General features: G+C 74.5%; 21 protein-coding genes. 9 read left to right on the top strand and 12 right to left on the bottom strand.

Annotated elements, in window-relative coordinates:
- Window positions 1-32: 32 nt before the first annotated feature.
- Both AB0G56_RS01175 and AB0G56_RS01170 read right to left on the bottom strand, forming a co-directional pair.
- Complete coding sequence (locus tag AB0G56_RS01175; RefSeq protein WP_360961675.1) at window positions 33-446, bottom strand: hypothetical protein; 414 nt, start codon at window positions 444-446, stop codon at window positions 33-35.
- Between the two features lie 136 nt (window positions 447-582).
- A complete protein-coding gene (locus AB0G56_RS01170) occupies window positions 583-1488 on the bottom strand; it encodes a TetR family transcriptional regulator (protein WP_360961672.1) in 906 nt (301 codons plus the stop codon).
- Window positions 1489-1685: 197 nt separating this feature from the next.
- Here AB0G56_RS01170 and AB0G56_RS01165 point away from each other — a divergent pair, with 197 nt between their 5' ends.
- Entirely contained in the window at window positions 1686-2177 is a 492-nt protein-coding gene (locus AB0G56_RS01165) for a flavin reductase family protein (protein WP_360961669.1), read from the top strand.
- 9 nt (window positions 2178-2186) lie between these two features.
- Here the strand turns inward: AB0G56_RS01165 and AB0G56_RS01160 are convergent, their stop codons facing one another.
- The 4 genes from AB0G56_RS01160 to AB0G56_RS01145 form a co-directional block, all read right to left on the bottom strand.
- Entirely contained in the window at window positions 2187-4553 is a 2367-nt protein-coding gene (locus AB0G56_RS01160; RefSeq protein ID WP_360961666.1) for a SpoIIE family protein phosphatase, read from the bottom strand.
- A gap of 106 nt (window positions 4554-4659) precedes the next feature.
- Window positions 4660-5040: a hypothetical protein gene (locus AB0G56_RS01155; RefSeq protein WP_360961663.1), complete on the bottom strand. Its 381-nt coding sequence runs from the start codon at window positions 5038-5040 to the stop codon at window positions 4660-4662.
- Between the two features lie 216 nt (window positions 5041-5256).
- Window positions 5257-6180: a MurR/RpiR family transcriptional regulator gene (locus AB0G56_RS01150; RefSeq protein ID WP_360961660.1), complete on the bottom strand. Its 924-nt coding sequence runs from the start codon at window positions 6178-6180 to the stop codon at window positions 5257-5259.
- Window positions 6181-6220: 40 nt separating this feature from the next.
- Window positions 6221-6982, bottom strand: a complete 762-nt coding sequence (locus AB0G56_RS01145; RefSeq protein WP_360961657.1) for a nucleoside/nucleotide kinase family protein — start codon at window positions 6980-6982, stop codon at window positions 6221-6223.
- 253 nt (window positions 6983-7235) lie between these two features.
- Here AB0G56_RS01145 and AB0G56_RS01140 point away from each other — a divergent pair, with 253 nt between their 5' ends.
- The gene (locus AB0G56_RS01140) at window positions 7236-8003 is read left to right on the top strand and encodes a beta-phosphoglucomutase family hydrolase (protein WP_360961654.1); all 768 of its coding nucleotides are present in this window, start codon (window positions 7236-7238) and stop codon (window positions 8001-8003) included.
- Window positions 8000-10342 (top strand): glycosyl hydrolase family 65 protein, encoded by a 2343-nt coding sequence (locus tag AB0G56_RS01135; protein ID WP_360961651.1) that lies wholly within the window; start codon window positions 8000-8002, stop codon window positions 10340-10342. Before AB0G56_RS01140 ends, AB0G56_RS01135 begins: the two co-directional genes overlap by 4 nt.
- A gap of 44 nt (window positions 10343-10386) precedes the next feature.
- On the opposite strand, the gene AB0G56_RS01130 is transcribed toward AB0G56_RS01135, so the two are convergent.
- On the bottom strand, window positions 10387-11283 hold the full coding sequence (locus AB0G56_RS01130) for a M48 family metalloprotease (protein WP_360961648.1): 897 nt from the start codon (window positions 11281-11283) through the stop codon (window positions 10387-10389).
- Window positions 11280-11663: a BlaI/MecI/CopY family transcriptional regulator gene (locus AB0G56_RS01125; RefSeq protein WP_360961646.1), complete on the bottom strand. Its 384-nt coding sequence runs from the start codon at window positions 11661-11663 to the stop codon at window positions 11280-11282. The genes AB0G56_RS01130 and AB0G56_RS01125 overlap by 4 nt, the downstream gene beginning before the upstream one ends.
- Window positions 11664-11938: 275 nt before the next feature.
- Between AB0G56_RS01125 and AB0G56_RS01120 the strand changes: the two genes are divergently transcribed.
- Together AB0G56_RS01120 and AB0G56_RS01115 are read left to right on the top strand one after the other, a co-directional pair.
- The gene (locus tag AB0G56_RS01120; RefSeq protein WP_360961643.1) at window positions 11939-13435 is read left to right on the top strand and encodes a hypothetical protein; all 1497 of its coding nucleotides are present in this window, start codon (window positions 11939-11941) and stop codon (window positions 13433-13435) included.
- On the top strand, window positions 13432-14379 hold the full coding sequence (locus AB0G56_RS01115; protein WP_360961641.1) for a lysylphosphatidylglycerol synthase domain-containing protein: 948 nt from the start codon (window positions 13432-13434) through the stop codon (window positions 14377-14379). Before AB0G56_RS01120 ends, AB0G56_RS01115 begins: the two co-directional genes overlap by 4 nt.
- A gap of 225 nt (window positions 14380-14604) precedes the next feature.
- On the opposite strand, the gene AB0G56_RS01110 is transcribed toward AB0G56_RS01115, so the two are convergent.
- Genes AB0G56_RS01110 through AB0G56_RS01100 form a run of 3 tightly spaced genes read right to left on the bottom strand, consistent with a single transcriptional unit; the run spans window position 14605 to window position 16606 of the window.
- The gene (locus tag AB0G56_RS01110; RefSeq protein WP_360961638.1) at window positions 14605-15342 is read right to left on the bottom strand and encodes a phosphatase PAP2 family protein; all 738 of its coding nucleotides are present in this window, start codon (window positions 15340-15342) and stop codon (window positions 14605-14607) included.
- Window positions 15339-15941 carry a phosphatase PAP2 family protein gene (locus AB0G56_RS01105; RefSeq protein ID WP_360961635.1) on the bottom strand — a complete coding sequence of 201 codons (603 nt, stop codon included), beginning with the start codon at window positions 15939-15941 and terminating at the stop codon, window positions 15339-15341. Before AB0G56_RS01105 ends, AB0G56_RS01110 begins: the two co-directional genes overlap by 4 nt.
- Entirely contained in the window at window positions 15938-16606 is a 669-nt protein-coding gene (locus AB0G56_RS01100) for a DedA family protein (protein ID WP_360961632.1), read from the bottom strand. Before AB0G56_RS01100 ends, AB0G56_RS01105 begins: the two co-directional genes overlap by 4 nt.
- Window positions 16607-17014: 408 nt before the next feature.
- Between AB0G56_RS01100 and efeU the strand changes: the two genes are divergently transcribed.
- The 4 genes from efeU to AB0G56_RS01080 all read left to right on the top strand — a co-directional run bounded on the left by efeU (window position 17015) and on the right by AB0G56_RS01080 (window position 22720).
- Window positions 17015-19261, top strand: a complete 2247-nt coding sequence (efeU, locus tag AB0G56_RS01095; protein WP_360961629.1) for an iron uptake transporter permease EfeU — start codon at window positions 17015-17017, stop codon at window positions 19259-19261.
- A gap of 76 nt (window positions 19262-19337) precedes the next feature.
- On the top strand, window positions 19338-20618 hold the full coding sequence (gene efeB / locus AB0G56_RS01090; RefSeq protein WP_360961626.1) for an iron uptake transporter deferrochelatase/peroxidase subunit: 1281 nt from the start codon (window positions 19338-19340) through the stop codon (window positions 20616-20618).
- Window positions 20619-21035: 417 nt separating this feature from the next.
- Window positions 21036-22145 carry a HoxN/HupN/NixA family nickel/cobalt transporter gene (locus tag AB0G56_RS01085; RefSeq protein ID WP_360962216.1) on the top strand — a complete coding sequence of 370 codons (1110 nt, stop codon included), beginning with the start codon at window positions 21036-21038 and terminating at the stop codon, window positions 22143-22145.
- 86 nt (window positions 22146-22231) lie between these two features.
- Window positions 22232-22720 carry a DUF5709 domain-containing protein gene (locus AB0G56_RS01080; protein WP_360961623.1) on the top strand — a complete coding sequence of 163 codons (489 nt, stop codon included), beginning with the start codon at window positions 22232-22234 and terminating at the stop codon, window positions 22718-22720.
- Window positions 22721-22996: 276 nt separating this feature from the next.
- On the opposite strand, the gene AB0G56_RS01075 is transcribed toward AB0G56_RS01080, so the two are convergent.
- The gene (locus AB0G56_RS01075; RefSeq protein WP_360961620.1) at window positions 22997-23221 is read right to left on the bottom strand and encodes a hypothetical protein; all 225 of its coding nucleotides are present in this window, start codon (window positions 23219-23221) and stop codon (window positions 22997-22999) included.
- Between the last annotated feature and the right edge of the window lie 303 nt (window positions 23222-23524).

Raw genomic sequence — 23524 nt, 5'->3', positions numbered from 1 at the left:
GGCGCGCGGGTGCCGCCCGGGCCCGGGCGGGGTCAGCTCCAGGCGCGGTACGGCTCGTCGACGAGCTGGAAGACCGGCTCGCCGCGGACCGGGTCCTGCGCGGTGGTCAGCCGGACCCGGTCGCCGCCGTGGATGCCGATGAGCGGACCCGTCACCCGGCCGCGCACGACGAAACCCTCGCTCATCTCTATCAGGGACACATTGCGCGCGGCGGGTGTGTTGCGGTGCACCACCGTGGAGTGCCGGACCGTGCCGGTGCCCTCACTGTGCTCGGTGCGCAGCTCGCTGCCGCGGCACACCGGGCACAGCAGCCGGTGGTACATGGCCGTGCCGCACCAGGCGCAGCGCTGGAAGCAGAGCGCTTCGCGGCCGCCGGGCCCGGGTTCGAGCAGGCCGGTGGCGGAACCGGCGGCCGGACGCGTCGCGTTTCCTGAAGCGTGGTACACGCTGGTCAACTCCCTGCACTGGGCCGGAATCCCGCGTGCGCGGGGCACCCGTGCACGCCTGTGCCCGGTCGCCGTGCCACCGTGCACGGCGACAGGTTATGGCACTGAGTGCCAGACGTAAAGGCACTGGGTACCGTCATCCGGTGCGGGGCCTGCCCGGACGGTCCTCGGCGAACGCCGACTCGACCTCCCGCACCACCTCCCACAGCGGTGTTCCCCGCCGGGCCAGGACGACGACCACGTCCCCCGCGCCCCGCGCCTCTGCCTCGCCCACCGGGCCGGCCGAGGGGGTGGCTGCGGGGTGGGCGGTGACGGCTGCGGGGCCGGCGGCGGGGGCCGGGGCGGACGCTGCGGCGGGTGCGAGGGGCGTGGGCGACGCGGCGGGTGCGTGGAGTGTGGACGGCGCGGCGGGAGCGGCAGGCGTGGTGCCGAAGACCTCCCGCACCTGGTCCAGCGCCCGGTCCACCGCCGCGCGCGCGTCGCCGCGGCCGCCCGAACGCAGCCAGGAGCGCAGGGCGTTGTTGTGCGCGGCGACCACCGAGGCGGCGATCATGTCCGCCCGCAGCGTGCCGTCGCCCCGCCCGGCGAACCGGTCGCGCAGATACCCGGCGAGGGCCCGCTCGTAGCGCCACACCACCGACAGCTCGTACGCCCGCAGTCCGGGCACCTGCCGGGTCAGCCGGTAGCGCTGCACCGAGAACAGCGGGTTCTCCGCGTACATCAGCAGCACCAGCCGGGCGGCGTCGCAGACCCGGCGCACCGGGTCGTCGTCCGGCCCGGAAGCGGCGAGGAAGGCCGTCATGTCGGCCAGGCACCGCTCGTGGTCGGGGAAGACCACGTCCTCCTTGGAGGGGAAGTAGCGGAAGAAGGAACGCCGTCCCACCCCGGCGAGGGCCACGATGTCGTCCACGGTGGTCTGTTCGTAGCCGCGCTCCAGGAACAGCCGGAACGCCGCCGCCACCAGGGCGTCCCGCATGGGCGGCCGCGCGCCCGCCGCCCGCGCCTTCTCACCGCGGCCGGGCGCCGCGCTCCTGGAGCTCATGGAGGGGAACGTAGCACTCCCTGACCGGCGCGACGGCACTCGGTGCAGCCTCTGGAGGGAACTCAGTTCCCTCAGATCGGCCCGGCTGCCGGACTGCAGGCTGTTGGCGAGCGGGCGGGCGGGCCCGGGGTGTGCTGGGCTGGTGTCATCCGGACGGACGCGCGGTGCACGGGCGCGGCGCGGGGAAGTGGTACGGCATGAAGGGCTTGGACGCGTTCGCCGACCGGTTGGACCCCGACATGTACGTGGTGACGGCCACCGCGGACGGAGAGCGGGCGGGCTGCCTGGTCGGGTTCGCCTCGCAGTGTTCCATCGGTCCGCCCCGGTTCGTGGTGTGGCTCTCCAAGGCGAACCGGACCTTCCGGGTGGCCCGGCGGGCGGACCGGCTCGCCGTGCACGTGCTGACCCGGGAACAGCACGCGCTGGCCGAGCTGTTCGGCGGGCACACGGGCGACGACGGCGTGGACAAGTTCGCACACGTCCGCTGCACGGCTCGGCAGGACGGCGCCGTCGTCCTCGACGACGCGCCCGCCTGGTTCGTCGGACGCGTCCTTCTGCGCACCGACGCAGGCGACCACGTGGGCTTCGTACTCGACCCGGTGGACTCCGGCGCCCCCGGCGCCCCGGCCGGACCGCTGCTGCGCCTCTCGGACGCGCTCGACATCTCCCCGGGGCACCCCGCCGACTGAGAGCGGTGGCTACGCCGGTTCCCCCGGCGCGCGGATGTCCAGGACGCAGACGTCGTCGCGCCGTTCGCCCTCCAGCATCGCGGTCAGCAGCGGTACGAGGGAGCCGGGGGCCCCGGCGTGGTGGGCGCGTGCGGTCCGGGCGAGCCGTTCCAGGCCCCGGTTGATGTCCTCGCCGGGCCGCTCGACCAGACCGTCGGTGTAGAACAGCAGCCGGTCCCCGGGCTCCAGCAGGCACTCGGCCTCCTCGAAGACCGGTGACTCCGTCGCGCCGAGCAGCACACCGAGCGGACGCCGAAGGTAGCGCGGCTCGCCCCGCCGCAGCAGCAGCGGCGGCAGATGGCCCGCCTGCGCCCAGACGAGCCGCCGCTCGGCCGGGCGGTAGCGCCCCAGGACGAGGGTGGCGGTGCCCTTGGTGTCCCGGGAGTGCAGCAGCAGCGTGTTGAGGCGGGCCAGCGCGCCGGTCAGTGACGAGCCGGTGAAGAGCATGCCCTTGGCGGTGAACCGGAGCTGCGCCATGGTGGCGACCGCGTCGATGCCGTGCCCGGCGACGTCACCGACGACGAACAACGCGTCCCCGTCCGGCAGTTCGATCGCGCTGAACCAGTCCCCGCCGACATGGGTCCCGCTCTCCGCGGGCAGATAGGCGACGTCGACCTGCAGCCCGGCCAGGCGCACCGGGCGGCGCGGCAGCGGCAGCAGCGCGTGCTGCAACCGTCCCGCCAGCGTCCGCTCGGCCCGCAGGATCCCGTCCTGCGCGAGCATCGTCCGCTCGCTCTCCACCAGGGCCAGCTCCGCGCTGCGCTGTGCGGTCAGGTCCTGGACGAAGCCGTGGACCTCGGCCGGCGCGCCCGTGGCGTCCGGGACGGGCTCGGCGACAGCCCGCAGGTGCCGCACACCGGCCGTCGTCCTGATCCGGAACGGCACGTCGCACGACGTGCCCCCGGCGAGCAGTGCCCGCACGGCACGGTCGAGTGCCGGTGCGTCCTCCGGCAGCGCCAGGCCCGGCAGCTCGGCCAGCGGGACCGGCCCGAGCCCCGGGTCGCGGTCGCACAGCAGGTACACCTGCGGCGACCAGGCCGCCTCGTCGGTGACCAGGTTCCAGGTGGCCCAGCCGAGACGGCCGAGACGCTGGAGGTCGGCCAGGCGCTGCTGCTGCCGGTCCGAGGTGGCGTACCGCAGCCAGGTCACCACTAGGGCGTCGCCCAGCCGGGCGGCCCGCACCGAGTACGTGGACAGTCCCGGCCCACACGCGCCCGCCTCCTGCTGCGCGAACGGCCCGCTCTCGTAGGGCTCGCCGGTCTCCAGCACGCTCAGCCAGCCCCTCTTGAGCGGCTCCTCGGCGGCGGCCGGCCAGCATTCCAGGAACCGCCGCCCGACCAGGTCCCGCCCCGCGTCGCCGAGGACCCCGGCGGCCTGCGCGGTGGCGGCGTCGACGCGGTAGTCCTCGACGTCGCCCGCGGGCGACCGCACGGGGATGAGCAGCAGCGCCGCGCCGGGCAGTGCCTCGAACAGGGCCCGTGCCGCCGCCCTCGCCCCGGCCTGAGCCTGTTCCGGCCGCCGCCCGAAGTCGCGCAGGCGGGCCGCGCAGAGCCAGGAGACGCCGCGCAGCAGTTCCCGGGCGTGCGGAGCGAACGGACCTTCGCGGGTGCGCAGGACGCCGAGGGCCACGTCGCCGTAGTCCGCCCCGGGCACGGGCAGCCAGGCGCGCGAGGGCCGGTGCTCGCCCGGGTGCCCGGCCCGTGGGCGCACCGCGGCGTCATCGTCCAGCCAGCGCGGCTCGCCGGCCACGAGGGCGTCCAGGGCGGCACCCCCGTCTTCGGCAGGCATGTGCCGCCACCGCTCGGCCGGTGCGCCGTCCGTCGCCGCGTACCCGATGGGCACCGGCGCGCCCGCGGGCTGTCGCCGGCAGAGCATCACGGCGTCCGCGCCGACGGGCGCCGCGAGGTGCTCCAGCAGGCACACCGCGAGTTCCTGGGGCGATTGCGCCTGGGCCAGGGCCCGGCCCAGTTCGGCGAGGACGGCGACGCCGTCGGCCTCGCCGGCGCCGGTGGCATGGCTGAGCGGGGGCACCAGGGTGCCCAGCGTGATCCGGCACTCCTCCACCAGCGTGCGGCGCGCGGCCTTGGCCCGCCGCAGCAGATCCTCGTGGGCGGCCTCGGGGGAACAGCCGGTCAGCGCCATCAGCGCCCCTTTGGCCCGCTCGACGACGGCCGCGGCCTCCGCCGCCTCGTGCCGCCGGTAGGCCTCGGCCTGCCACCGGCCCGCCTCGGCGTGCGGGGGCCCGGCCACCCCTTCGGCCGGCGCCGCCGCCTCGGGTACGGCGCCGGGCTCCGCGGGGGGCACGGATTCACCGGTCACGCGACGAGCATCGCACATGTGGACCTGTCCGATCCCGGTCTGATCACATACTTCTCGGGGCCGCGCATCGCGGGGGGCTTCCCGGTGCGAGGGGCGACGGGGGGCCCGGCGGGTGCGCCGGTCCTCAGCGGCCCGCGCCGCGCTCCATCAGGGCCTCGGTCACGGCCCGTACGCTGCGCGCGATGTGCTGGAGTTGCAGGAGTTCCCCGGCGTAGAGCTTGATCGTGTGTTCGATCACCGACTCGGGCAGGCCCAGGCGGGGCAGGTCGGCGCGCGCGGTCTGCAGGGCGGTGCGGGCCACCCGGACCTCCTGCTGGACCTGGATCTGCGCGTGGCGGGCGAGCAGCACGGGGTGGCGCAGCAGGGCGGGATAGCTGCCGTAGCGGGCGGGCACCAGTTCGCGCAGCCACCTGGTCGCCGAACGCTCCCAGTCGTAGCTGCCGGGTGTCTTGACCTGGCAGGGCCAGTCCGGGCTGACGCGCGTGGTCGTCACAGGCATGATCATCGCTTCCGGGTGTGCGGCGTCGTGGAGGGCGGGGCGGTGCGTGGGGCGCCGGGCCGCGATCCGTGAGCAGTATTTATATATGCCATCCGCTTTGCAAGGCGCATGAAAACATTCACGCCCGGATTGGGGTGGCTGATCCCCTTACGTTCCGACCACTGCCGCGCGCACCGGCCCCGGAGGCCGCCGGCGGCCACGCCGCGCTTCCCGAGGGTCCCGTCATTCCTTGAGGAAGAACTGGTGCTGGTCGGCGATCTGCTCGTACTTCTCCAGCCGGGCCTGGGTGCGCTCGGGGTCGGCGTCCGTCATGGCCTGCAGCAGGGCCGCGCAGACGATGCCCGGCGCGGCGTAGGAGTCGAAGACCAGCCGGGAACCCGTGCCGGTGGCGAAGGTGACGTCGGCCTCGTCGGCCACCGGGCCCAGCGCCAGATCGGTGATCAGGGCCACCTTGAGTCCGGCGCCGCGGGCGACGCGGACGGCGGTCAGGGTCTCGTGCGCGTGCCGTGGCAGGGAGAAGGCCAGCACCCAGGTCCCCCCGGCCTCGCGGGACTGCAGGAGCGCGTCGTAGGCGACGCTGCCGCCGAGCGTCACCAGCCGCACGTCCGGGTGGATGCGCCGGGCGGCGTAGGCGAAGTACTCGGCGAGCGAGACCGAGATGCGCAGCCCCAGCACGGTCAGCGGCGCCGACCGCGACAGCTCGCGGCCGACGGTGATCACCCGCTCCGGGTCGGCCAGGTCCCGGCGCAGGTTCTCCAGGTTCTCGATCTCGGCGTCGACCGCCGCCTGCAGTTCGTTGCCCCGGTCCTCCTCGACCGTGCCGGGGCCGCCCGCGAGGGTCCTGAGCGCGATGGACTGGAGCTTCTCCCGCAGCGCCGGGTACCCGCTGAAGCCGACCGCGCCCGCGAACCGCGTCACCGAGGGCTGGCTGACACCCACCCGGTCCGCCAGTTCGGTGATCGGCAGGAAGGCCGCCTCCGCGATGTTCTCGATCAGGTACTGGGCGATGCGGCGCTGCCCGGGAGACAGCTGGGGCCCGTCGAAGAGCGCCCTGAGCTGCGACGCCGGTGCGGCCTCGGCCTGCCCGGCCGACCTGCCCGAGGTGATGGCGGACGCCTGCGCGCGAGCCTGCTGCGGCGATGGCACCGAGGCGCCTCCTTTGTCTCCCACAGCGCTTCAACATAGCTCACTCAGTGTCATGGGCGGTGCTCGCGCGAGGGGATCCGGACACGGCGTGAGCCCCGCCCGCCGGCCGGCGCGAGGGCGGCGGCAGGACCCGGGAGCGGTCGGGCAGGACCGCCGCCGGGACGACCAGGTCCGCGCGCGAGCGGGTGGTCGCCACCAGGTCCGCGTTGCGCCGGTCGGTGCCCCGCACCCAGGCGACGGCCTCCTCGTGGCCCTTGCCGAACTCCTCGTGCCGGGCGACGAGACGGCGCACGCGCTCCTCCTCGTCGAGGTCGCAGAACCACACCTCGTCCAGTTGCGCGCGCACCCGCGCCCAGGGGCCGGTGTCCAGCAGCAGGTAGTTGCCCTCCGTCACCACCAGCCGGGCCGACGGCGGCACCGGGACCGCGCCCGCCAGCGGCTGTTCGAGGACGCGTTCGAAACCGGGCGCGTAGACGGTCTCGGCATCGCCGGCCCCGTACCCGGTGTACTCCTCGCGCAGCCGCCGCAGCAGCGCCGCGTACCCCGCCGCGTCGAAGGTGTCCGGCGCGCCCTTGCGGCTCCGCCGTCCGAGGCGGTCGAGTTCGGCGTCGGCGAGGTGGAAGCCGTCCATCGGGACGTGCGCGACCCAGGGTTCACCCGCGCCGTTCAGGGCCCGCACCAGGTGCTCGGCCAGGGTCGACTTGCCGGCCCCGGGGCTGCCCGCGATGCCGAGGACGGCGCGGTGCCCGTCGCGCGGGAGGGCGCGGGCGCGGTCGAGGAGGTCGTCGAAGGTCAGCGGCACACGCGCCAGTGTGTCACCGTACGGAGAGTCGCACGGAGAGTCGTGCGGGGTTCCGTCGTGCACGGAGCCATCGTGCACGGAGCCATCGTGCATGGGAGCCGTCGTGCGTGGGGCTGTCGTGCGTGGGCCGTCGTGCGCGAAGCCGCCATACACGGAGCCGTCGCCCACGCGGCCGTACGGAGATCCGGGCGAAGTGCGTCCGATGTGGCGTGCGACACCCCGTCAACGCCGTGTCGTGGGGAAGGGTGCCTGTATGACAGAGCTCGGTCTGCCCGAAGAAATTGTGGCCTGCCTCTTCGATCTCGACGGGGTCGTCACCAAGACGGCGGTGGTGCACGCGGCCGCCTGGAAGGAGACGTTCGACGCGTTCCTGCGCGAGCGGGACGGCGCGGACTACCGTCCCTTCGACGCGGTCGTCGACTACGACGAGTACGTCGACGGGCGGCCCCGCGCCGACGGGGTGCGCACCTTCCTCGCCTCCCGGGGCATCGACCTGCCCGAGGGGACCCCCGACGACCCGCCGGACGCCCCGACCGTCAACGGCGTCGGCAACCGCAAGAACCAACTCGTCCTGGAGAAGATCCGTACCGAGGGCGTGGAGGCCTACGACGGCACCCTGCGCTACATCGCGGCGGTGCGGGCAGCGGGCCTGAGGACCGCGATCGTGTCCTCCAGCGCCAACACCGTCGACGTGCTGCGCTCCATCGACGCCGAAGGCCTGTTCGACGTACGCATCGACGGAGTGGTCGCCCGCGAGCGCGGACTCCCCGGCAAGCCGCACCCGGACACCTTCCTCGCCGCCGCCCGCGACCTCGGCGTGGAGGCGGCCCGGGCCACCGTCTTCGAGGACGCCCTGGCCGGCATGGACGCGGGCCGCTCGGGCCGCTTCGGGTACGTCGTCGGCGTCGACCGCGTCGGGCAGAAGGACGCCCTGTACGCGCACGGCGCCGACGTCGTCGTGGAGGACCTCGCCGAACTCCTCGCCCGAAGGGGTCCTGCCGGACAGGGAGGTGCCGCGTGATCACCCACCGTTCCTACGCCGTCGAGCCGTGGACCGTGCGCGAGACGGAGCTGAGCCTGGACGTGCTCGCCCAGAGCGAGTCGGTCTTCGCCCTCTCCAACGGCCACGTCGGCTGGCGGGGCAACCTCGACGAGGGCGAACCGCACGGCCTGCCCGGCTCCTACCTCAACGGCGTCTACGAGGTGCACCCGCTGCCGTACGCGGAGGCCGGCTACGGATATCCCGAGTCCGGCCAGACCGTCATCAACATCACCAACGGCAAGGTGCTGCGGCTGCTCGTCGACGACGAGCCGTTCGACCTGCGCTACGGCCGGCTCGTCTCCCACGAGCGCGTCCTGGACCTGCGCGGCGGGGTGATGGAGCGGACGTGCGAGTGGATCTCCCCGGCCGGCACCCGCATCCGGGTGCGCTCCACCCGGATGGTCTCCCTCAGCCAGCGCTCCATCGGCGCCATCGCCTACGAGGTGGAGCCGGTCGACTGCTCGGTCCGCGTCGTCATCCAGTCCGAACTCGTCGCCAACGAGCAACTGCCGCAGGCCAACGGCGACCCGCGCGCGGCGATGGCCCTGCAGGCACCGCTGGAGCCGGAGGAGGACTTCGCCTCCGGCAACCGGCTGCGGCTGGTGCACCGCACCCGGCGCAGCGGGCTGCGCGTGGCGGTGGCCGCCGACCACGTCGTCACCGGCCCCGAGCGCACCACGACCGGCAGCGAGAGCCACCCGGACCTCGCCCGGCTGACGGTCGCCTCCGTCCTGGAACCCGGGCAGAAGCTGCGGGTGGAGAAGCTCGTCGCCCACGGCTGGTCCGGCACCCGCTCGCGGCCCGCGATGAGCGACCAGGTGGACGCGGCCCTCGCCGCCGCCGCGCACGGCGGCTGGACGGCCCTGGCCGAGGAACAGCGGGCGTACCTGGAGGACTTCTGGGCGCGCGCGGACGTCGAGGTGGACGGTGACGAGGAGATCCAGCAGGCCGTGCGGTTCGCGCTCTTCCACGTGCTGCAGGCGGGCGCCCGGGCCGAGGAGAGGGCCATCCCCGCCAAGGGGCTGACCGGTTCGGGCTACGACGGGCACGCCTTCTGGGACACCGAGATGTTCGTGCTGCCGCTGCTGACCTACACCTCGCCGAACGCCGTGGCCGAGGCGCTGCGCTGGCGGCAGAACACCCTGCCCGCCGCCCGGGAGCGCGCCGCCCAGCTGGGGCTGCACGGCGCCGCGTTCCCCTGGCGGACCATCGAGGGCGAGGAGGGCTCGGCGTACTGGCCCGCCGGCACCGCCGCCTTCCACGTCAACGCCGACATCGCGCACGCCGTGGTGCGGTACGTGGCCGCCACGGGCGACACGGACTTCGAACGCGACACCGGGATGGAACTGCTGGTGGAGACCGCCCGGCTGTGGCGTTCGCTCGGCCACCACGACCACCGGGGCACCTTCCACATCGACGGTGTCACCGGACCCGACGAGTACAGCGCGATCGCCGACGACAACACGTACACCAACCTGATGGCCCGGGCGAACCTGCGCGCCGCCGCGGACGTCGTCGAGCGCCACCCGAAGGAGGCCGAGCGGCTCGGCGCCGACGACGAGGAGAGCGCCGCCTGGCGGGACGCCGCCGAGTCCATGAACATCCCGTACAACGCGGAACTGCGGGTGCACGAGCAGAGCGCGGGCTTCACCCGCTACCAGCGCTGGGACTTCACCTCCACCCGCGCCGACCAGTACCCGCTGATGCTGCACTTCCCCTACTTCGACCTCTACCGCAAACAGGTGATCAAGCAGGCGGACCTGGTGCTGGCCATGTACACCTGCGGCAGCGAGTTCGACGAGGAGCACATCGCCCGCAACTTCGCCTACTACGAGCCGCTGACCGTGCGCGACTCCTCCCTCTCGGCGGCCGTGCAGGCGGTCATCGCCGCGCAGGCGGGCTTCCTGCGCCTCGCCTACGACTACGCGTCCGAGGCGGCCCTGATGGATCTGGAGGACCTGGAGCACAACACCCGCGACGGGCTGCACATCGCGTCGCTGGCCGGCACCTGGATGGCGCTGGTGGTGGGCTTCGGCGGCACCCGGCGGGCCCGCGACACCCTGGAGTTCGCGCCCCGCCTGCCGGAGCGGTTCAGCCGGCTGGCCTTCACCATGCTGTTCCGGGACCGCCGGCTGCGCGTGGAGTTCACCCAGGAGACCGCCACGTACACCCTGCTGTCCGGACCGTCGCTGACGGTCCGCCACCACGGCGAGGCGGTCCCGCTCCAGCCGGGCACGCCCGTCACCCGCCCGGTCCCGCAGCCCCGTCACCTGCCGGCCCCGGACCAGCCCCTGCACCGCAGGCCCGGAGCGCGCTGACCGGGCACGCCGCGCCGCCGAGGCGGTCGCTCGGCCGCCCGGGTTCAGGCGAGGCCGAGCGGCAGGAGGCGCAGCAGGTCGCCGGTGGCGTCGGCGGCGCCGAGGACCGGCAGGGCGCCGAGGGCGAGCACCGCGGCGGCGACCGGCCACAGGGGCGGCGGCGGCGCCGAACGCAGGGCCGCGATCCGGCGGGTGACGGCGCGGTCGGTGAGGGGCAGCGTGCCGGCCGGCCCGGCCGCCCGGCCGGCCGTGAGGGCCGCGCGGGCCAGCGCCCGCGCGGTGGCGGTGCGGTCGCCGACCGCCGCCGCGGCCCGCTCGTCCGCCCAGCGCTCGACGAGGAAGGCGACCGTGGGGCGCACCCGGCCGAGCAGCGGGTCGGCTGCCACAGCCAGCGTCACGGCGGTCACCAGCCGCGCGTGCCGGTGGGTGAGGTGGGCGCGTTCGTGGGCGAGCAGCACCCGGCGCTCCTGGGGCCGCAGCGCGCCGAGCATCGCGGCCGTGACCAGGATCCGGCCGGGGGAGCCGGGGATGGCGAACGCCCGCGGTACGGGCGAGGCGGCCACGATCAGTTCGGTGTCCCCGGGATGCCCCGCGCACAGCCGCCGCAGCGCCCGGCGGGTGCCGAACTCGCCGCGGACGGCGCGCCCCAGCCGGATGCCGACGGCCACGAGGGCCAGGCAGGCCAAGATTGCGATCACCTCGGGCACCGGCTCCGGCAGGCGGCGGCCGTCCCCGCCGGAGCGCGCGAGGAACGCGGGCGCGTCGCCGGCGAGGGTGAGGGCGAGCAGCGCGAGGGACCAGACGGTGGCGCCCGCGCTCCCCACGGCGGCGGCGGTCAGCACGCGCGCGGCCGGCGCGGGGGCCACCCGGCGGCCGATCGCGGGGCTGATCACCGAGAGCAGCACGGACAGTGCCGGCGGGATGTAGACGTCGATCCTCATGCGGGCCCTCCCGCCAGCAGCTCGCGCAGGGCCCGCTCCTCCTCGGCGCTCAGCCCGGTCACGAACTGCTGCAGCGCCGCGATCGGATCGGGGCCGCGGTCCAGGGCCTCGTGCATGGCCTGGGCGGTCAGCTCGGCGGCGTTCTTCGCCGGCCGGTAGGCGCCCCGCCGCCCGTCGACCTCCCGCAGCACCAGCCCCTTGTCCCAGAGCCGTTTGAGGATGGTGTGCACGGTGTTGTAGGCCAGGTCGCCACCGATCTCCAGCTGGATCTCGGCCGGTGTCAGCGGGCGCTCCGTGGACCACAGCGCGGCGAGGACCTCGCTCTCCAACTCGCCCGGACTGCGCCGTTCCGTCCTGCCGTGAGGCCCTCTGCCAGCCATGCCCTCAACCTTACAGCGCGTAGGGATGCCGGGTGTCCGGCGGTGTCCCGCCCGGCGAAGCGCCCCGAGCCGGGTTAGCTTGTCCTTGGTCCTCGACCTGCCCGTGAACCGCAGATCCGAACACTTTCCTCATCTTTTGGGCTTTTCCATACGAGTTCGCCGATTCTTTCCGTGACGTTTTCCCGACGATTCCCTGACGTCCTGCCCGACTCCCGCACCGGTCCCGCACACTGTGGAGTCAGAAACCCTACAGTGCGTAGGGATGAGGGGTGGAGATGGCCGACAACACGCACGCCATACTCGCCGGGTACCGGCGTCCCGCACCGAGGGCCGGTGACGGCCGGGCGCGCCGCCGCCGGGGCGACCCACCGGTCGCGGCGGTGGCCGCCGCCTTCACCCTCGCCCAACTGCTCCTGGTACGCCCCGCGATGGGCCTCGGCTGGGACGAGACCGTCTACGTCAGCCAGGTCAGCCCGCACGCACCGGCCGCCTTCTTCAGCGCCCCCCGGGCTCGCGGCGTCTCCCTGCTGGTCGCCCCCGTCGCCTCCTGGTCGTCCTCCACCGTGCTGCTGCGCGTCTTCCTCGCCCTGCTGTCGGGCCTCGCGCTGTACCTGGCCCTGCGGGTGTGGCGCGACCACTTCCCCGCCCGCGTCCGCGCCCTCGCCGGCGCCCTCTTCGCCTCCCTGTGGGTGACCCTCTTCTACGGCCCGCAGGCCATGCCCAACTACTGGGTCGCCGTCGGCGCGCTCGCCTGCGCGGGCTGCTTCGTGCGGGCCCGCGCCGACCCGCAGGACCGCGCCGCCCTCGCGGGCCTGGCCGGCACCGCCGCCCTCATGGCGCTGATGCGCCCCATGGACGCGGTCTGGGTGGTGCTCCCGCTGCTGGCCCTCGCGCTGCCCGGCCGCCACTTCAAGCCGCTCATCGCCCTCCTGGCCGGACTGGCCGCGGGCTCCGCCGAGTGGATCGCCGAGGCCTACGCCGACTACGGCGGACCGCTGCGGCGGCTCGCCGACGGCTCCGCCATCCAGGGCGGCCTCGGCTGGCACTTCGCCGTGACCGACCAGCTGCGCAGCCTGGGCGGGCGGACCCTGTGCCGCCCGTGCACCGGAGCGCCGCCGAACCTCCTGGTCACGGCCTGGTGGTACGCCCTGCCGGTCCTCGCCCTGCTGGGGCTGCTGTGCGCCCGGCGCGCCCGGCGCAGCGGTCCCACGCTGGTGGCGCTGGCCTGCGCCGCCACGGCGGCCCTCCCCTACCTGTTCCTGATCGGATACGCCGCGCCCCGCTTCCTCCTGCCCGCCTACGCCCTGCTCGCCCTCCCGGTCGCCGACGCCGTCGCCCACCTCGTCACCACGCCACAGGGCGACTGGCGGCCGGTCGCCCTGAGCGTCGCCGTCCTGGCCCTGGCCGTGCACCTCGCCGTCCAGTACGCCGTCCTCGACCACACCGTCGCCCGCACCACCGACGACCGCCGCGCCTGGAACCGCACCGCCGCGGCCCTGCACGGCCTCGGTGTCCGCCCGCCCTGCCTGCTCACCGGGGAGGAGGCCCTCCCCATCGCCTTCTACACCGGCTGCGGATCCGCCGCGACGGACGGCCCCAACGCCAACTCCACACGCGCCGCCATCGAGGAGACCGCACGGCGCATCCCGGTCGCCACGCTCGCCCCCGCGGGCGCCTCCCCGCCCGCCTACGCCCGCGGCTGGCCCGTCCACCGGCTCGGCGACCTGCTGCTGTACGTCGCGCCGACGGCGCAGAAGGGCCCCGCCACATGACCTCCCCGCTGCTCACCCGTCCCGCCGTCCTGCGCCGCCGGACCTGGTGGCACACCGGGGTCATGCTCGCGGTCCTGCTGTGCGCCGCCTACCTCGGGCAACGGCACTGGCCCGTCGTCGAGTCCGGCGCCGACAGGCTCGCCGTCGCCGACCAGGGCTGGCTGCTGGTGGGTGCGAGCGCGGCCATGGCCACCTGGGGGTGCGCGGCCCTGGCCCAGCAGGGAGCCGTGGCCGAACGGCTGCCCCGCCCCCGGCTCGTCGCCGCCCAGTTCGCCGCCTCGGCCGCCAACCACGTCCTGCCCGCGGGCCTGGGCGCGGGCGCCGTCAACCTGCGCTTCCTCATGCGCTGCGGACTGCCCGCCGCACGCGCGGCCGGCGCCCTCGCGGTCAAGGCCGCGGCGGGCGCGCTGGCCCGGTCCGTCCTGATCGCCGTCCTCGCCGCGGCCTGCCCGGGGGTGCTGCGCCTCCCGCACGTCCCGATCACGGCGGTGGCCGGCGTCCTGGCCGTCCTCGTCCTGGTCACGGTGGTGCTGCGCGGCCCGCTGCGGTCCCGGTGCGCCCGCGTGGCCGCGACGGTGGGCGCGGACATCCGGGCCGTGCACTCCCGGCCCCAGCGGGCCGCCGCCCTGTGGGGCGGCTCGCTCGCCTTCGCCGCCGCGCACTCCCTCGTCCTGATCGCCGTCGTCGAGGCCGTCGGGCTGCCCCTGCCCCCGGCCCGGGTGGCACTCCTCTACCTCGCCGCGAGCAGCGCCGCCGCGCTGCTGCCCACGCCCGGCGGCCTGGGCTCCCTGGACGCCGCGCTCGCCTTCGCCCTGACCACCTCGGGCGCCCCGGCAGCGGCGGCGGCCTCCGCCGTCCTCGGCTACCGACTCCTGACGGTCTGGCTTCCCCTGGTACCGGGCCTGCTGGTGCTGGGCGTCCTGATCCGCCGCCGGGCGGTGTGAGGCCGGGCGAGTGCGGCGCGCGGGGGAGTGCGGCGGGCGGGGGAGTGCGGTGCCGGGTGAGCGCGGCAGGCGGCGGCGGAGTGTGGCGCCGGGTGAGCGCGGCGGGTGGGGTCGGCGGGGTGTGGTGCCGGGTGAGCGCGGCGGGTGGGGTCGGCGGGGTGCGGTGCCGGGTGAGCGCGGGCGGTCGTGATGTGTGGGTTCGTCGCCCGGTAGCCCACGTCCGACTCACGCCGCGTGCGAGCGCCCCGCCCCGCCCGAAGGCTCCTGCGGCACGGCCGCCGCCTCCGCCCGACCCGTGGCGCGCGTCGTCAGCGCGTCGACGAAGCGCGGGGGCAGCCACCTGACGGCCGCGCACAGGCACACGCCCAGCCAGCCCACGGCGAACAACCAGCCGCCGACGACGTCGGTGAACCAGTGCACCCCGAGATAGACCCGGGTCAGCCCCACGAGCGCGCCCCAGCAGCCGACGGCCAGGCACAGCGCCGTCCGGCCGCGCGGAGCGCGCAGGAGTATCGCGAGGATCACCAGACCGGCGGTCACCGCCGACGTGGTCGTGTGCCCGGACGGGAAGGACCAGCCCGAGGCGTGCGTCGCCCAGTCCTGGTGCGGCGGACGCGGACGGGCGACCAGCTCCATCACCCCCTGGCGCGCGGCCTGCCCCACGGCCAGGCAGAAGACGCCGACGGCCGCCGCGGCCGTACGCTGCCGCGCCGTGCGGCCCAGGAGCGTCCCGGCCAGCGCGACCAGCACGTACGGGACGACGCCCGTGCCCGTGGCGGTCAGCCCCCGCGCCACGGCCACCACCACCTCGGGACGGTGGCCGACCGACCAGGACAGCAGCGTCTGGTCCACCCCCAGCGGCGCGCCGTGCCCGCCCGCGGCGACCAGGGCGACCACGGTGAACGCGGCCCAGGCACCGAGCGCCGCACTCCCTGAGAAGTCCGCGGTGTCCCGGTGCCTCATGAGACCAGCAAGGGGCGCAGCCGGGACGCCGCGATCCGCCGGGCCAGCTCTTCCGGGCGGCGTACCAGCACCTTCATCATCACGAAGGCCACCAGCGCGCCGGCCACGAGGCCGGCCAGCACGTCGTGCGGGTAGTGGGCACCGACCCAGACCCGGGAGACCGCCATCGCGGCGGCGGCCACCACGGCGATCACCCCGAGACGGCGCGACACGAAGAAGAGTGCCACCGCCGCCGCGGCGGCGATCGCCGCGTGGTTGCTGGGAAAGGACCAGTCGGTGGGCGCCGGACAGGCCTCCAGGGTGACCGTGTGCAGGGTCCGGCAGGGCCGCACCTCGTGCACGGCGAGCTTCACGAGCGAGTTCACCACGTAGGCGAGGACGACGGCGACCGGCACCGCCAGCGCCGTCACGGCGGACGCGGCGTCCACCCGGCGTGCCCGCCACCAGCCCGCCGCCATCAGCACGGCGAACACCGCGAGACCGTACGCCGACCACACCGAGACCGTGTCGTCGAACCACGCGGGGGAGCGGCGGGCCAGGTCCACCACGTCGGTGTAGAGCGAGCCGTCGACCGACGCGCCCGAGAGGGCGAGCATCATCCGCGTGCCTCCCTGGCCTTCGCGGCGCGCCGGGAGCGCAGCACCTCGGCGGCGAGCGGGATCAGCGACACCACCACGATCAGCGCGATCACCGGGAGCAGGTACTTGTCGATGTTCGGCACTGACGAACCGAGCGCGTACCCCGCGAGGGTCAGCCCGAGGCTCCACACGAGACCGCCGGCCACCTGCCACAGCGTGAACGTCCGCACGGGCACGCCCAGCGCGCCGGCCACCGGGTTGAGCACGGTCCGCACCACCGGCACGAAGCGGGCCAGCACGATGGCCTTGGCGAACCCGTACCGCTCCAGTAGTTCCTCGGCGCGCCGGGCGCCCTCGTGCAGCCTGGGCGAGCGACTGCGGGCGAGCAGGGCGCCCCCGGCCTTGCGGCCCAGCAGGTAGCCGCACTGCGACCCCGCGAGCGCGCCCACGGCGGCGGCGAGCAGCAGCGGGGCCAGCGACAGCCGCACCCCCCGGTCGGCGGTGCCCGTGCACAGCAGCCCCGCGGTGAACAGCAGCGAGTCGCCCGGGAGGAAGAAACCGACGAGCAGTCCCGTCTCGGCGAACATCACCACCCCGACACCCAGCACGCCGAAGGCGGCCAGCAGCGACTGGGCGTCCAGCACGTTGACAGCGAGCTGTGACGACAGGAGCGGGGGTGCGATCATCGGCGCGGGCTCTTTCCGTCGGGGGAGGGCGGGACCGCGGGCACGCGTGGGGCGCCCGGGGCGGCGGCCGGGAGTGACTACAAATCTGTAGACCGTCTACTGCACTGTAGACGAAAACGACCGGCGCGGCGTTCCCGTGATCGTCCGGGCGGGTGAATCGGTGTGGAGGCCGGGTGAACCGGGCGTCGAGGCGAGCCGCGTCGGCGTCGAGGCCGGACGCATGGGCATCGAGGCCGGGTGGCGGGGTCCGAGGGTCGCCCCCGGTCCGCCGCGGTTTTGCCTTGCCATTGCCGCCCCATGACCTTTTGACTACATGCGTGTAGTCATGATGGGGTCCGAAGTAAGGCATGCCTTCGCTAACTCGGTCCCACCGTGGCCGGGGCGGTGTGCCGGGGAGGGCCGCACGGCATGTGGGACGACGCGTTTCCGAGTTTCCTGATCGGACTGCGGGAGGGACTCGAAGGCGGACTCATCGTCTCCATCCTGGTCGCGACCCTGGTCCGGGCCGGTGCCAGGTCCCGGCTGCCGCAGGTGTGGACCGGCGTTCTGGCGGCCGTCGCGCTCGCGCTCGGCTTCGGCGCCGTCCTCACCTTCACGGCTGCCTCTCTCTCGGCGACGGCGCAGGAGGCGTTCGGCGGCGCGCTCAGCGTGGTGGCCGTCGCCTTCGTCACCGCGATGGTCTTCTGGATGCGCCGCTCGGCCCGCAGCCTCTCCGGTGAGATCAAGCAGAAGGTGACCGGCGCGCTCGCCATGGGCGCGGGCATGCTGATCCTCACCTCCTTCCTCGCCGTGGGCCGCGAGGGCCTGGAGACGGCCCTGTTCCTGTGGACCACCGCACGCGCGGCCGGTGAGTCCGCCGGTCCGCTGGCCGGCGCCGGGATCGGGCTCGTCCTGGCGGCCTGCCTGTGCTGGGGCCTGTACCGGCGGGTCCTGAAGATCAACCTCACCAAGTTCTTCACCGCGACCGGCGCCGTCCTGATCGTGATCGCCGCCGGCGTCCTCGGTTACGGCCTGCGCGACCTCCAGGAGGGCGGTGTCCTGCCCGGCTCCACCGCCTACGCCGTCGACCTGAGCGGCGGCATCGACGCGAGTTCCTGGTACGCCACCCTGGTCCAGGGCGTCCTCAACCTGACCCCGGCGATGACCTGGGTCCAGGTCGTCGCCTACGTCGGCTACCTCGCCGTGGTGATGACCCTCTTCGTGCGGGGCGTACGCGCGAGCGGTGCGGGTGCGGGTGCGGGCGGCGCCCCGGTGAGCAGCCCGAAGCCGGCCGCCGCCGTAGCGTCGGCCGCGCCCTCCGCCGACCTCCCTGCCGCGCCCGCCGTCCCCTCCGCCGACCCGGCCGCCGCCACGTCCGACCGGGGGCCCGGGACGGAGACCCGCCCGGCACAGACGTCCGAGTCCGATCCCGAGTCCGATCCCGGGTCCGAGCCCAGCCCCCAGTCCGGGCCCGCGCCCGGTTCCGGGCCGGCCGCGCCCGCCGCCCCCGTACGCCGCCGTCGCCCCGCCTGGGTCGTCCCGGTGGCCGTCGTCGCCGTGCCCGCGGTCGTGGCGGGACTCGTCGTGGCCCTCGGCCGGCCCAAGCCCGCCGGTGCGCAGACCGTCGCCGTCTCCGAGACGGAGTGCGGCAACGGCTTCACCGCACCGCGGACGGGCCGGCAGACCTTCCAGATGCACAACACCGGCTCGAAGACCTCCGAGGTCTACCTGATCGACCCGGCCAGCAACGCCGTCTACGGCGAGATCGAGGGGCTGGCCCCCGGCACCACCCGCGACCTGGTCGCCACCGTCGCGGGCGGCAGCTACGCCTGGCGCTGTGTGCCCACCGGCGGCAAGGCGGTCACCTCCAAGGCCGTGCGGGTGAGCGGCGGCGCGGGGGCCAAGGCGGTCGTCCCCGTCTCCGAGCAGGACCTGGCGGGCCCGCTCCAGCAGTACCGGCACTACGTCGACGCCGGCCTGGCCACCCTGGTCACCCAGACCGCCCGGCTGAACGACGACATCCAGGGCGGCCACCTGGACGCGGCCCGCGCCGACTGGCTGACCGCCCACCGCACGTACTCCTCCCTCGGCGCCGCCTACGGCACCTTCGAGGACTTCGACAAGAAGATCAACGGCAGGCCGGACGGCCTTGCCGGCGGCGTCGCGGACAAGGACTTCACCGGGTTCCACCGCATCGAGTACGGCCTGTGGCACGGGCAGGAAGCCGGTCTGCTCAAGGCACCGGCCCGGCGGCTCGCCGCCGACGCGGCAGGTCTGTGCAAGGCCTTCCCCGGCCAGGACTTCGACCCCGGCGACCTGCCGCTGCGCGCCCACGAGATCCTCGAGAACACCCTCCAGTTCGAGCTGACCGGCGACGCCGACCAGGGCAGCGGCACCGAGCTGGCCACGACCGACGCCAACCTCACCGGCACCGGCGAGCTGCTCACCGTACTGAAGCCGCTGCTGACCAGCCGCGCCCCGCGCCTGCTGCCCACCGTCGAGCGGGACACCGCCCGGCTGCGCGCGCTGCTCGACGCGGCGCACCACGGCGACACCTGGACCCCGCTCGACCGGCTCGACGCCGCCGGCCGGGCCCGCCTGGACGGGGCCACCGGGCAGCTCCTGGAAGACCTCGCCCCCGTGCCGGACCTGCTGGAGATCCGCAAGTCCGCCTGACCCCCCCCGCGCGCCGTGCCCCACCCCCCGAACCGCCCCGAGCCGACCACCGGTCCACACCGAAGGGAACCCCTCCATGCCGTCCGCCGCCACGCCCACCCCGCCGGGCGGCTGCCCCGCCGGTCACGGCCGCCGCACCTTCGTCCGGACGGCCCTCGGAGCCGGGGCCGCCGGCGCGGTCCTGGCCGGCGGCGGGCTCGCGCTGAGCCAGACCGGCACCGGCCAGGCGCATGCCGCGGACGGCTCCGAGCCGACGCGGATCCCCTTCCACGGTGCCCACCAGGCCGGGGTCGTCACCCCCGCGCAGGCCGCCGCCGCCTTCGTCTCCTTCGACGTCATCGCCGACGACCGCCGGGAACTGGCGGACCTGTTCAAGACCCTCACCGAGCGGGCCCGTTTCCTCACCGCCGGCGGCGCCCCCACGGACCTCGGCGTCGGCGCCCCGCCCTCCGACAGCGGCATCCTCGGCCCCGAGGTCCCCGCCGACGCCCTCACCGTGACCGTCGGCGTCGGAGCCTCCCTCTTCGACGACCGCTACGGCCTCGCCAAGGCCAGGCCGCGCCGGCTCACCGCGATGCGCACCTTCCCCAACGACAACCTCAGGGCCGCCGAGTGCCACGGCGACCTGTCCCTGCAGATCTGCGCGAACCGCCAGGACACCGTGCTGCACGCGCTGCGCGACATCGCCCGGCACACGCGCGGCGCCCTCCAGATCAAGTGGCGCATCGACGGTTTCCAGAACACCCCGCGCCCCACCGGCACGCAGCGCAACCTGCTCGGCTTCAAGGACGGCATCGCCAACCCGGACGTGACCTCCGCCCGGGAGACGGACCGGCTGATCTGGGTGGGCGAGGGCCAGGGCGAGCCCGCCTGGGCGACCGGGGGCAGCTACCAGGTCATCCGGATCATCCGCATGCTCGTGGAGTTCTGGGACCGGGTGTCGCTGACCGAGCAGGAGAAGATGTTCGGCCGCCGCAAGGACACCGGCGCCCCGCTGGACGGCGCCCAGGAGAGCGACGTCCCGAACTACGCCAAGGACCCGCACGGCACGGCGATCCCGCTGGACTCCCACATCCGGCTGGCCAACCCGCGCACCGCCGCGACCGACGCCTCCCGCCTGCTGCGCCGCGGCTACAACTACGACCGGGGCGTCGACAACGTCGGCAACCTCGACATGGGCCTGGTCTTCTGCTGCTACCAGCAGGACGTCGTCCGCCAGTTCGAGGCCACCCAGACCCGGCTGATCGACGAGCCCCTCGTCGACTACATCTCGCCGACCGGCGGCGGCTACTTCTACGTCCTGCCGGGCGTACGCGACTCCGCCGACTGGCTCGGCCGCGGCCTGCTGGCGCCCTGACCCCGCCCCACCGCCCTGACCCCGCCCCACCGCCCTGACCCCGCCCCACCGCCCTGATCCGCCCGACCGGCCGTCCGCCGACCGGCCGTCCGCCCGGCCGCTCCACGGACCCGACCTGTCCGACCTGCCCGACCGGCTTGACCTGCCCCCCACCGGCTTGACCTGCCCGGTCGCGGCGTACCGCGCCGCGGGCCGGGGCCGGGCCGGACTTTCCCCTCCCATGGTCAAGACCAATCACGGCCTTTACTGCACATGATGCGCAGATGGGAGAGCATGGCAGAAGGCTGCCTCAGTGCGGCCTCTCGCACCATCCACCGAAGGAAAGCCCCTCCCATGACGGCCGCCCCTGGTCCCACTCCGCTCCTCCCCGCCACGGCCGAGGCCAAGCGCTCGCCCTGGCACCGCGTCCGCACCTCCATGACGCGGCAGGAGTGGACCAGGGTCGGCGGCATGGCCGCCTTCGTGCTCGCCCTGCACGTCATCGGCTGGTTCACCCTCGTGTGGATCGTGGCGCCGGAGCACTACAGCCTCGGCACCAAGTCCTTCGGCATCGGCATCGGCGTCACCGCCTACACGCTCGGCATGCGGCACGCCTTCGACGCCGACCACATCGCCGCCATCGACAACACCACCCGCAAGCTGATGAACGAGGGGCAGCGGCCCCTGTCGGTCGGCTTCTGGTTCTCCCTCGGCCACTCCAGCATCGTCTTCGGCCTGGCGTTCCTGCTCTCCCTGGGCGTCAGGGCGCTGGCGGGCCCCGTCCGCGACGACAACTCGCAGCTGCACGACGTCACCGGCCTGATCGGCACGACCGTCTCCGGCACCTTCCTCTACGTCATCGCCGCCATCAACCTGGTGATCCTCGCCGGCATCTGGAAGGTGTTCCGGCAGATGCGCTCCGGGCACTTCGACGAGGCCGCGCTGGAGCAGCAGCTGAACAGCCGCGGGTTCATGAACCGCATCCTCGGCCGGGTCATGAAGTCGATCACCAAGCCCTGGCAGATGTACCCGCTGGGGCTGCTCTTCGGGCTCGGCTTCGACACGGCCACCGAGATCGCGCTGCTGGTGCTGGCGGGTTCCGGCGCCGCCTCCGGGCTGCCCTGGTACGCCATCCTGTGCCTGCCCGTGCTGTTCGCGGCGGGCATGTCGCTGCTGGACACGATCGACGGCTCGTTCATGAACTTCGCCTACGGCTGGGCGTTCTCCAAGCCCGTCCGCAAGGTCTACTACAACCTCACCATCACCGGCCTGTCCGTGGCGGTCGCCCTGATCATCGGCACCGTCGAACTGCTCGGCCTGCTCGCCGAGAAGCTCGCACTGCACGGCTTCTTCTGGGACTGGGTCGCGGGCCTGGACCTCAACGTCATCGGCTTCGTCATCGTCGGACTGTTCTTCGTCACCTGGGTGCTCGCCCTGGTGGTCTGGAAGGTCGGCCGCATCGAGGAGAAGTGGACGGCGGGCCTGGCCGCGTCCACGGAGTCCACGCCGAGTGATCACGACGCCCCGGGTGCGCGTGTGACCCGGTGAATCGGGCGGCAGCGGGATTGGAGATGGCGCGGCGGGAAACGCGGAGCACGACACCGCGACCCCGAGCCGCCGAGAAGGAGGCATCCGTGAGCACCGATCCGATGGCCGACGACGCCTACCAGCCCACCGGGAGCAACGAGGAGCAGGAGGACGCCGCGCCGCTGGACATGCAGGACGCGATCGGCGAGCGGACCTACGACGACACCCTCGACGAGGGCTACTCGCCGCCACAGAAGCCGCTCGGCGTCGACAAGTACGGCACCACGGCGGCCGAACAGCACGAGGGCGAGAGCCTCGACCGGCGGCTGGCCCAGGAACGGCCCGACGCGGGGGAGACCGACGGCGACGACGTGGGCGACCTGCCCGGCGGCGAGGGTGAACCGGTCGACCCGGAGGCGGGGGACGAGCGCGCCGGGCGCCTGGTCGCCCCCGACGAGGGCGCGCACACCGACACCACCAAGGAGGAGGTGGCCTTCGACGCGGGTATCGACGGCGGGGCCGCGGGCGCCGAGGAGGCCGCCGTGCACGTCGTCGACGACGACAGCACGCTGCCCGGCGAGGGCTCGCGGCGCTGACGGCGCACGGCGACGGCACCCGCCGCCCGGAGACCGGCACCACGCCGCCTGGAGAGCGGCACCCGAGCCGGTCGAGCTGCCGCAGCACAGGTCAGGCACAGGTCGGACCCGTGGGACCCGTGTCAACCGTGCCGAGACCGCCGGCACCGTGACCCGCCCGGAAGGCCGTGCCACGGGACTGCCACGGGGCGGGGACCGGAACCCACAGCTCCGGTCCCCGCCCCGTGGCAGACCGTACAGTTCGCCGCAGCAGCGGACCGCACGGTCCGCCGCACCCTAGGGCAGCAGCTTGTCCAGGGCGGCCGGCCCCTCCGTTTCGATCTTGCGCTTGGCCCACTCCAGGTTGCGCGGGGTGATGTCACGGCCCGCGGCCAGCACGACGTCCTCGGGCGAGACGTCGGTACCGGTACGGGCGTGGAGCACGTCGTCCGGCGTACAGCGCTCCCCTGGCGTACGGGATGCTCCGGGCGAACGGGATGCGTCGGGCTCTGACGTCGACATGTGTCCTCCTCGGGTCCGGCCGGGTCCCCGCCCGGGCCCGGACTGCGCCGCCCCTGCCGCGGGACCGGGACCTCCTCCTACGATTGCCCGCCGCGCCGCACCCTGCATCCGGAAGGGCCCGCCGCACCGGCCGGGCCGGGACCGGCCCGCCTCAGGAGTACCTGCCCACCGTGCCGGGAAACCCCGCCTCGGCTGCCACCTCCCGCGGGCCACGACCTCCGTTCCGGCCGCCCGCTCCGTAAGCTGGAAAGGCCCCGCGGAGCCGTCCGGGAGCGGCCGGCCCCGGGAACCGCGCGACCGGAC

The organism is Streptomyces sp. NPDC021356, assembly GCF_040641015.1.
Classification (GTDB): domain Bacteria; phylum Actinomycetota; class Actinomycetes; order Streptomycetales; family Streptomycetaceae; genus Streptomyces.
The sequence above is the reverse complement of the archived record's forward strand: the minus strand, read 5'-3'. Positions and strand labels throughout refer to the sequence as shown.

Bases quoted from the DNA above. Each gene is read 5' to 3' on its own strand.
- AB0G56_RS01170 (WP_360961672.1), bottom strand. From the start codon at position 1,488: ATGAGCTCCAGGAGCGCGGCGCCCGGCCGCGGTGAGAAGGCGCGGGCG.
- AB0G56_RS01165 (WP_360961669.1), top strand. From the start codon at position 1,686: ATGAAGGGCTTGGACGCGTTCGCCGACCGGTTGGACCCCGACATGTAC.
- AB0G56_RS01160 (WP_360961666.1), bottom strand. From the start codon at position 4,553: ATGTGCGATGCTCGTCGCGTGACCGGTGAATCCGTGCCCCCCGCGGAG.
- AB0G56_RS01155 (WP_360961663.1), bottom strand. From the start codon at position 5,040: ATGATCATGCCTGTGACGACCACGCGCGTCAGCCCGGACTGGCCCTGC.
- AB0G56_RS01140 (WP_360961654.1), top strand. From the start codon at position 7,236: ATGACAGAGCTCGGTCTGCCCGAAGAAATTGTGGCCTGCCTCTTCGAT.
- AB0G56_RS01130 (WP_360961648.1), bottom strand. From the start codon at position 11,283: ATGAGGATCGACGTCTACATCCCGCCGGCACTGTCCGTGCTGCTCTCG.
- AB0G56_RS01125 (WP_360961646.1), bottom strand. From the start codon at position 11,663: ATGGCTGGCAGAGGGCCTCACGGCAGGACGGAACGGCGCAGTCCGGGC.
- AB0G56_RS01120 (WP_360961643.1), top strand. From the start codon at position 11,939: ATGGCCGACAACACGCACGCCATACTCGCCGGGTACCGGCGTCCCGCA.
- AB0G56_RS01115 (WP_360961641.1), top strand. From the start codon at position 13,432: ATGACCTCCCCGCTGCTCACCCGTCCCGCCGTCCTGCGCCGCCGGACC.
- AB0G56_RS01110 (WP_360961638.1), bottom strand. From the start codon at position 15,342: ATGAGGCACCGGGACACCGCGGACTTCTCAGGGAGTGCGGCGCTCGGT.
- AB0G56_RS01105 (WP_360961635.1), bottom strand. From the start codon at position 15,941: ATGATGCTCGCCCTCTCGGGCGCGTCGGTCGACGGCTCGCTCTACACC.
- AB0G56_RS01100 (WP_360961632.1), bottom strand. From the start codon at position 16,606: ATGATCGCACCCCCGCTCCTGTCGTCACAGCTCGCTGTCAACGTGCTG.
- efeU (WP_360961629.1), top strand. From the start codon at position 17,015: ATGTGGGACGACGCGTTTCCGAGTTTCCTGATCGGACTGCGGGAGGGA.
- efeB (WP_360961626.1), top strand. From the start codon at position 19,338: ATGCCGTCCGCCGCCACGCCCACCCCGCCGGGCGGCTGCCCCGCCGGT.
- AB0G56_RS01085 (WP_360962216.1), top strand. From the start codon at position 21,036: ATGACGCGGCAGGAGTGGACCAGGGTCGGCGGCATGGCCGCCTTCGTG.
- AB0G56_RS01075 (WP_360961620.1), bottom strand. From the start codon at position 23,221: ATGTCGACGTCAGAGCCCGACGCATCCCGTTCGCCCGGAGCATCCCGT.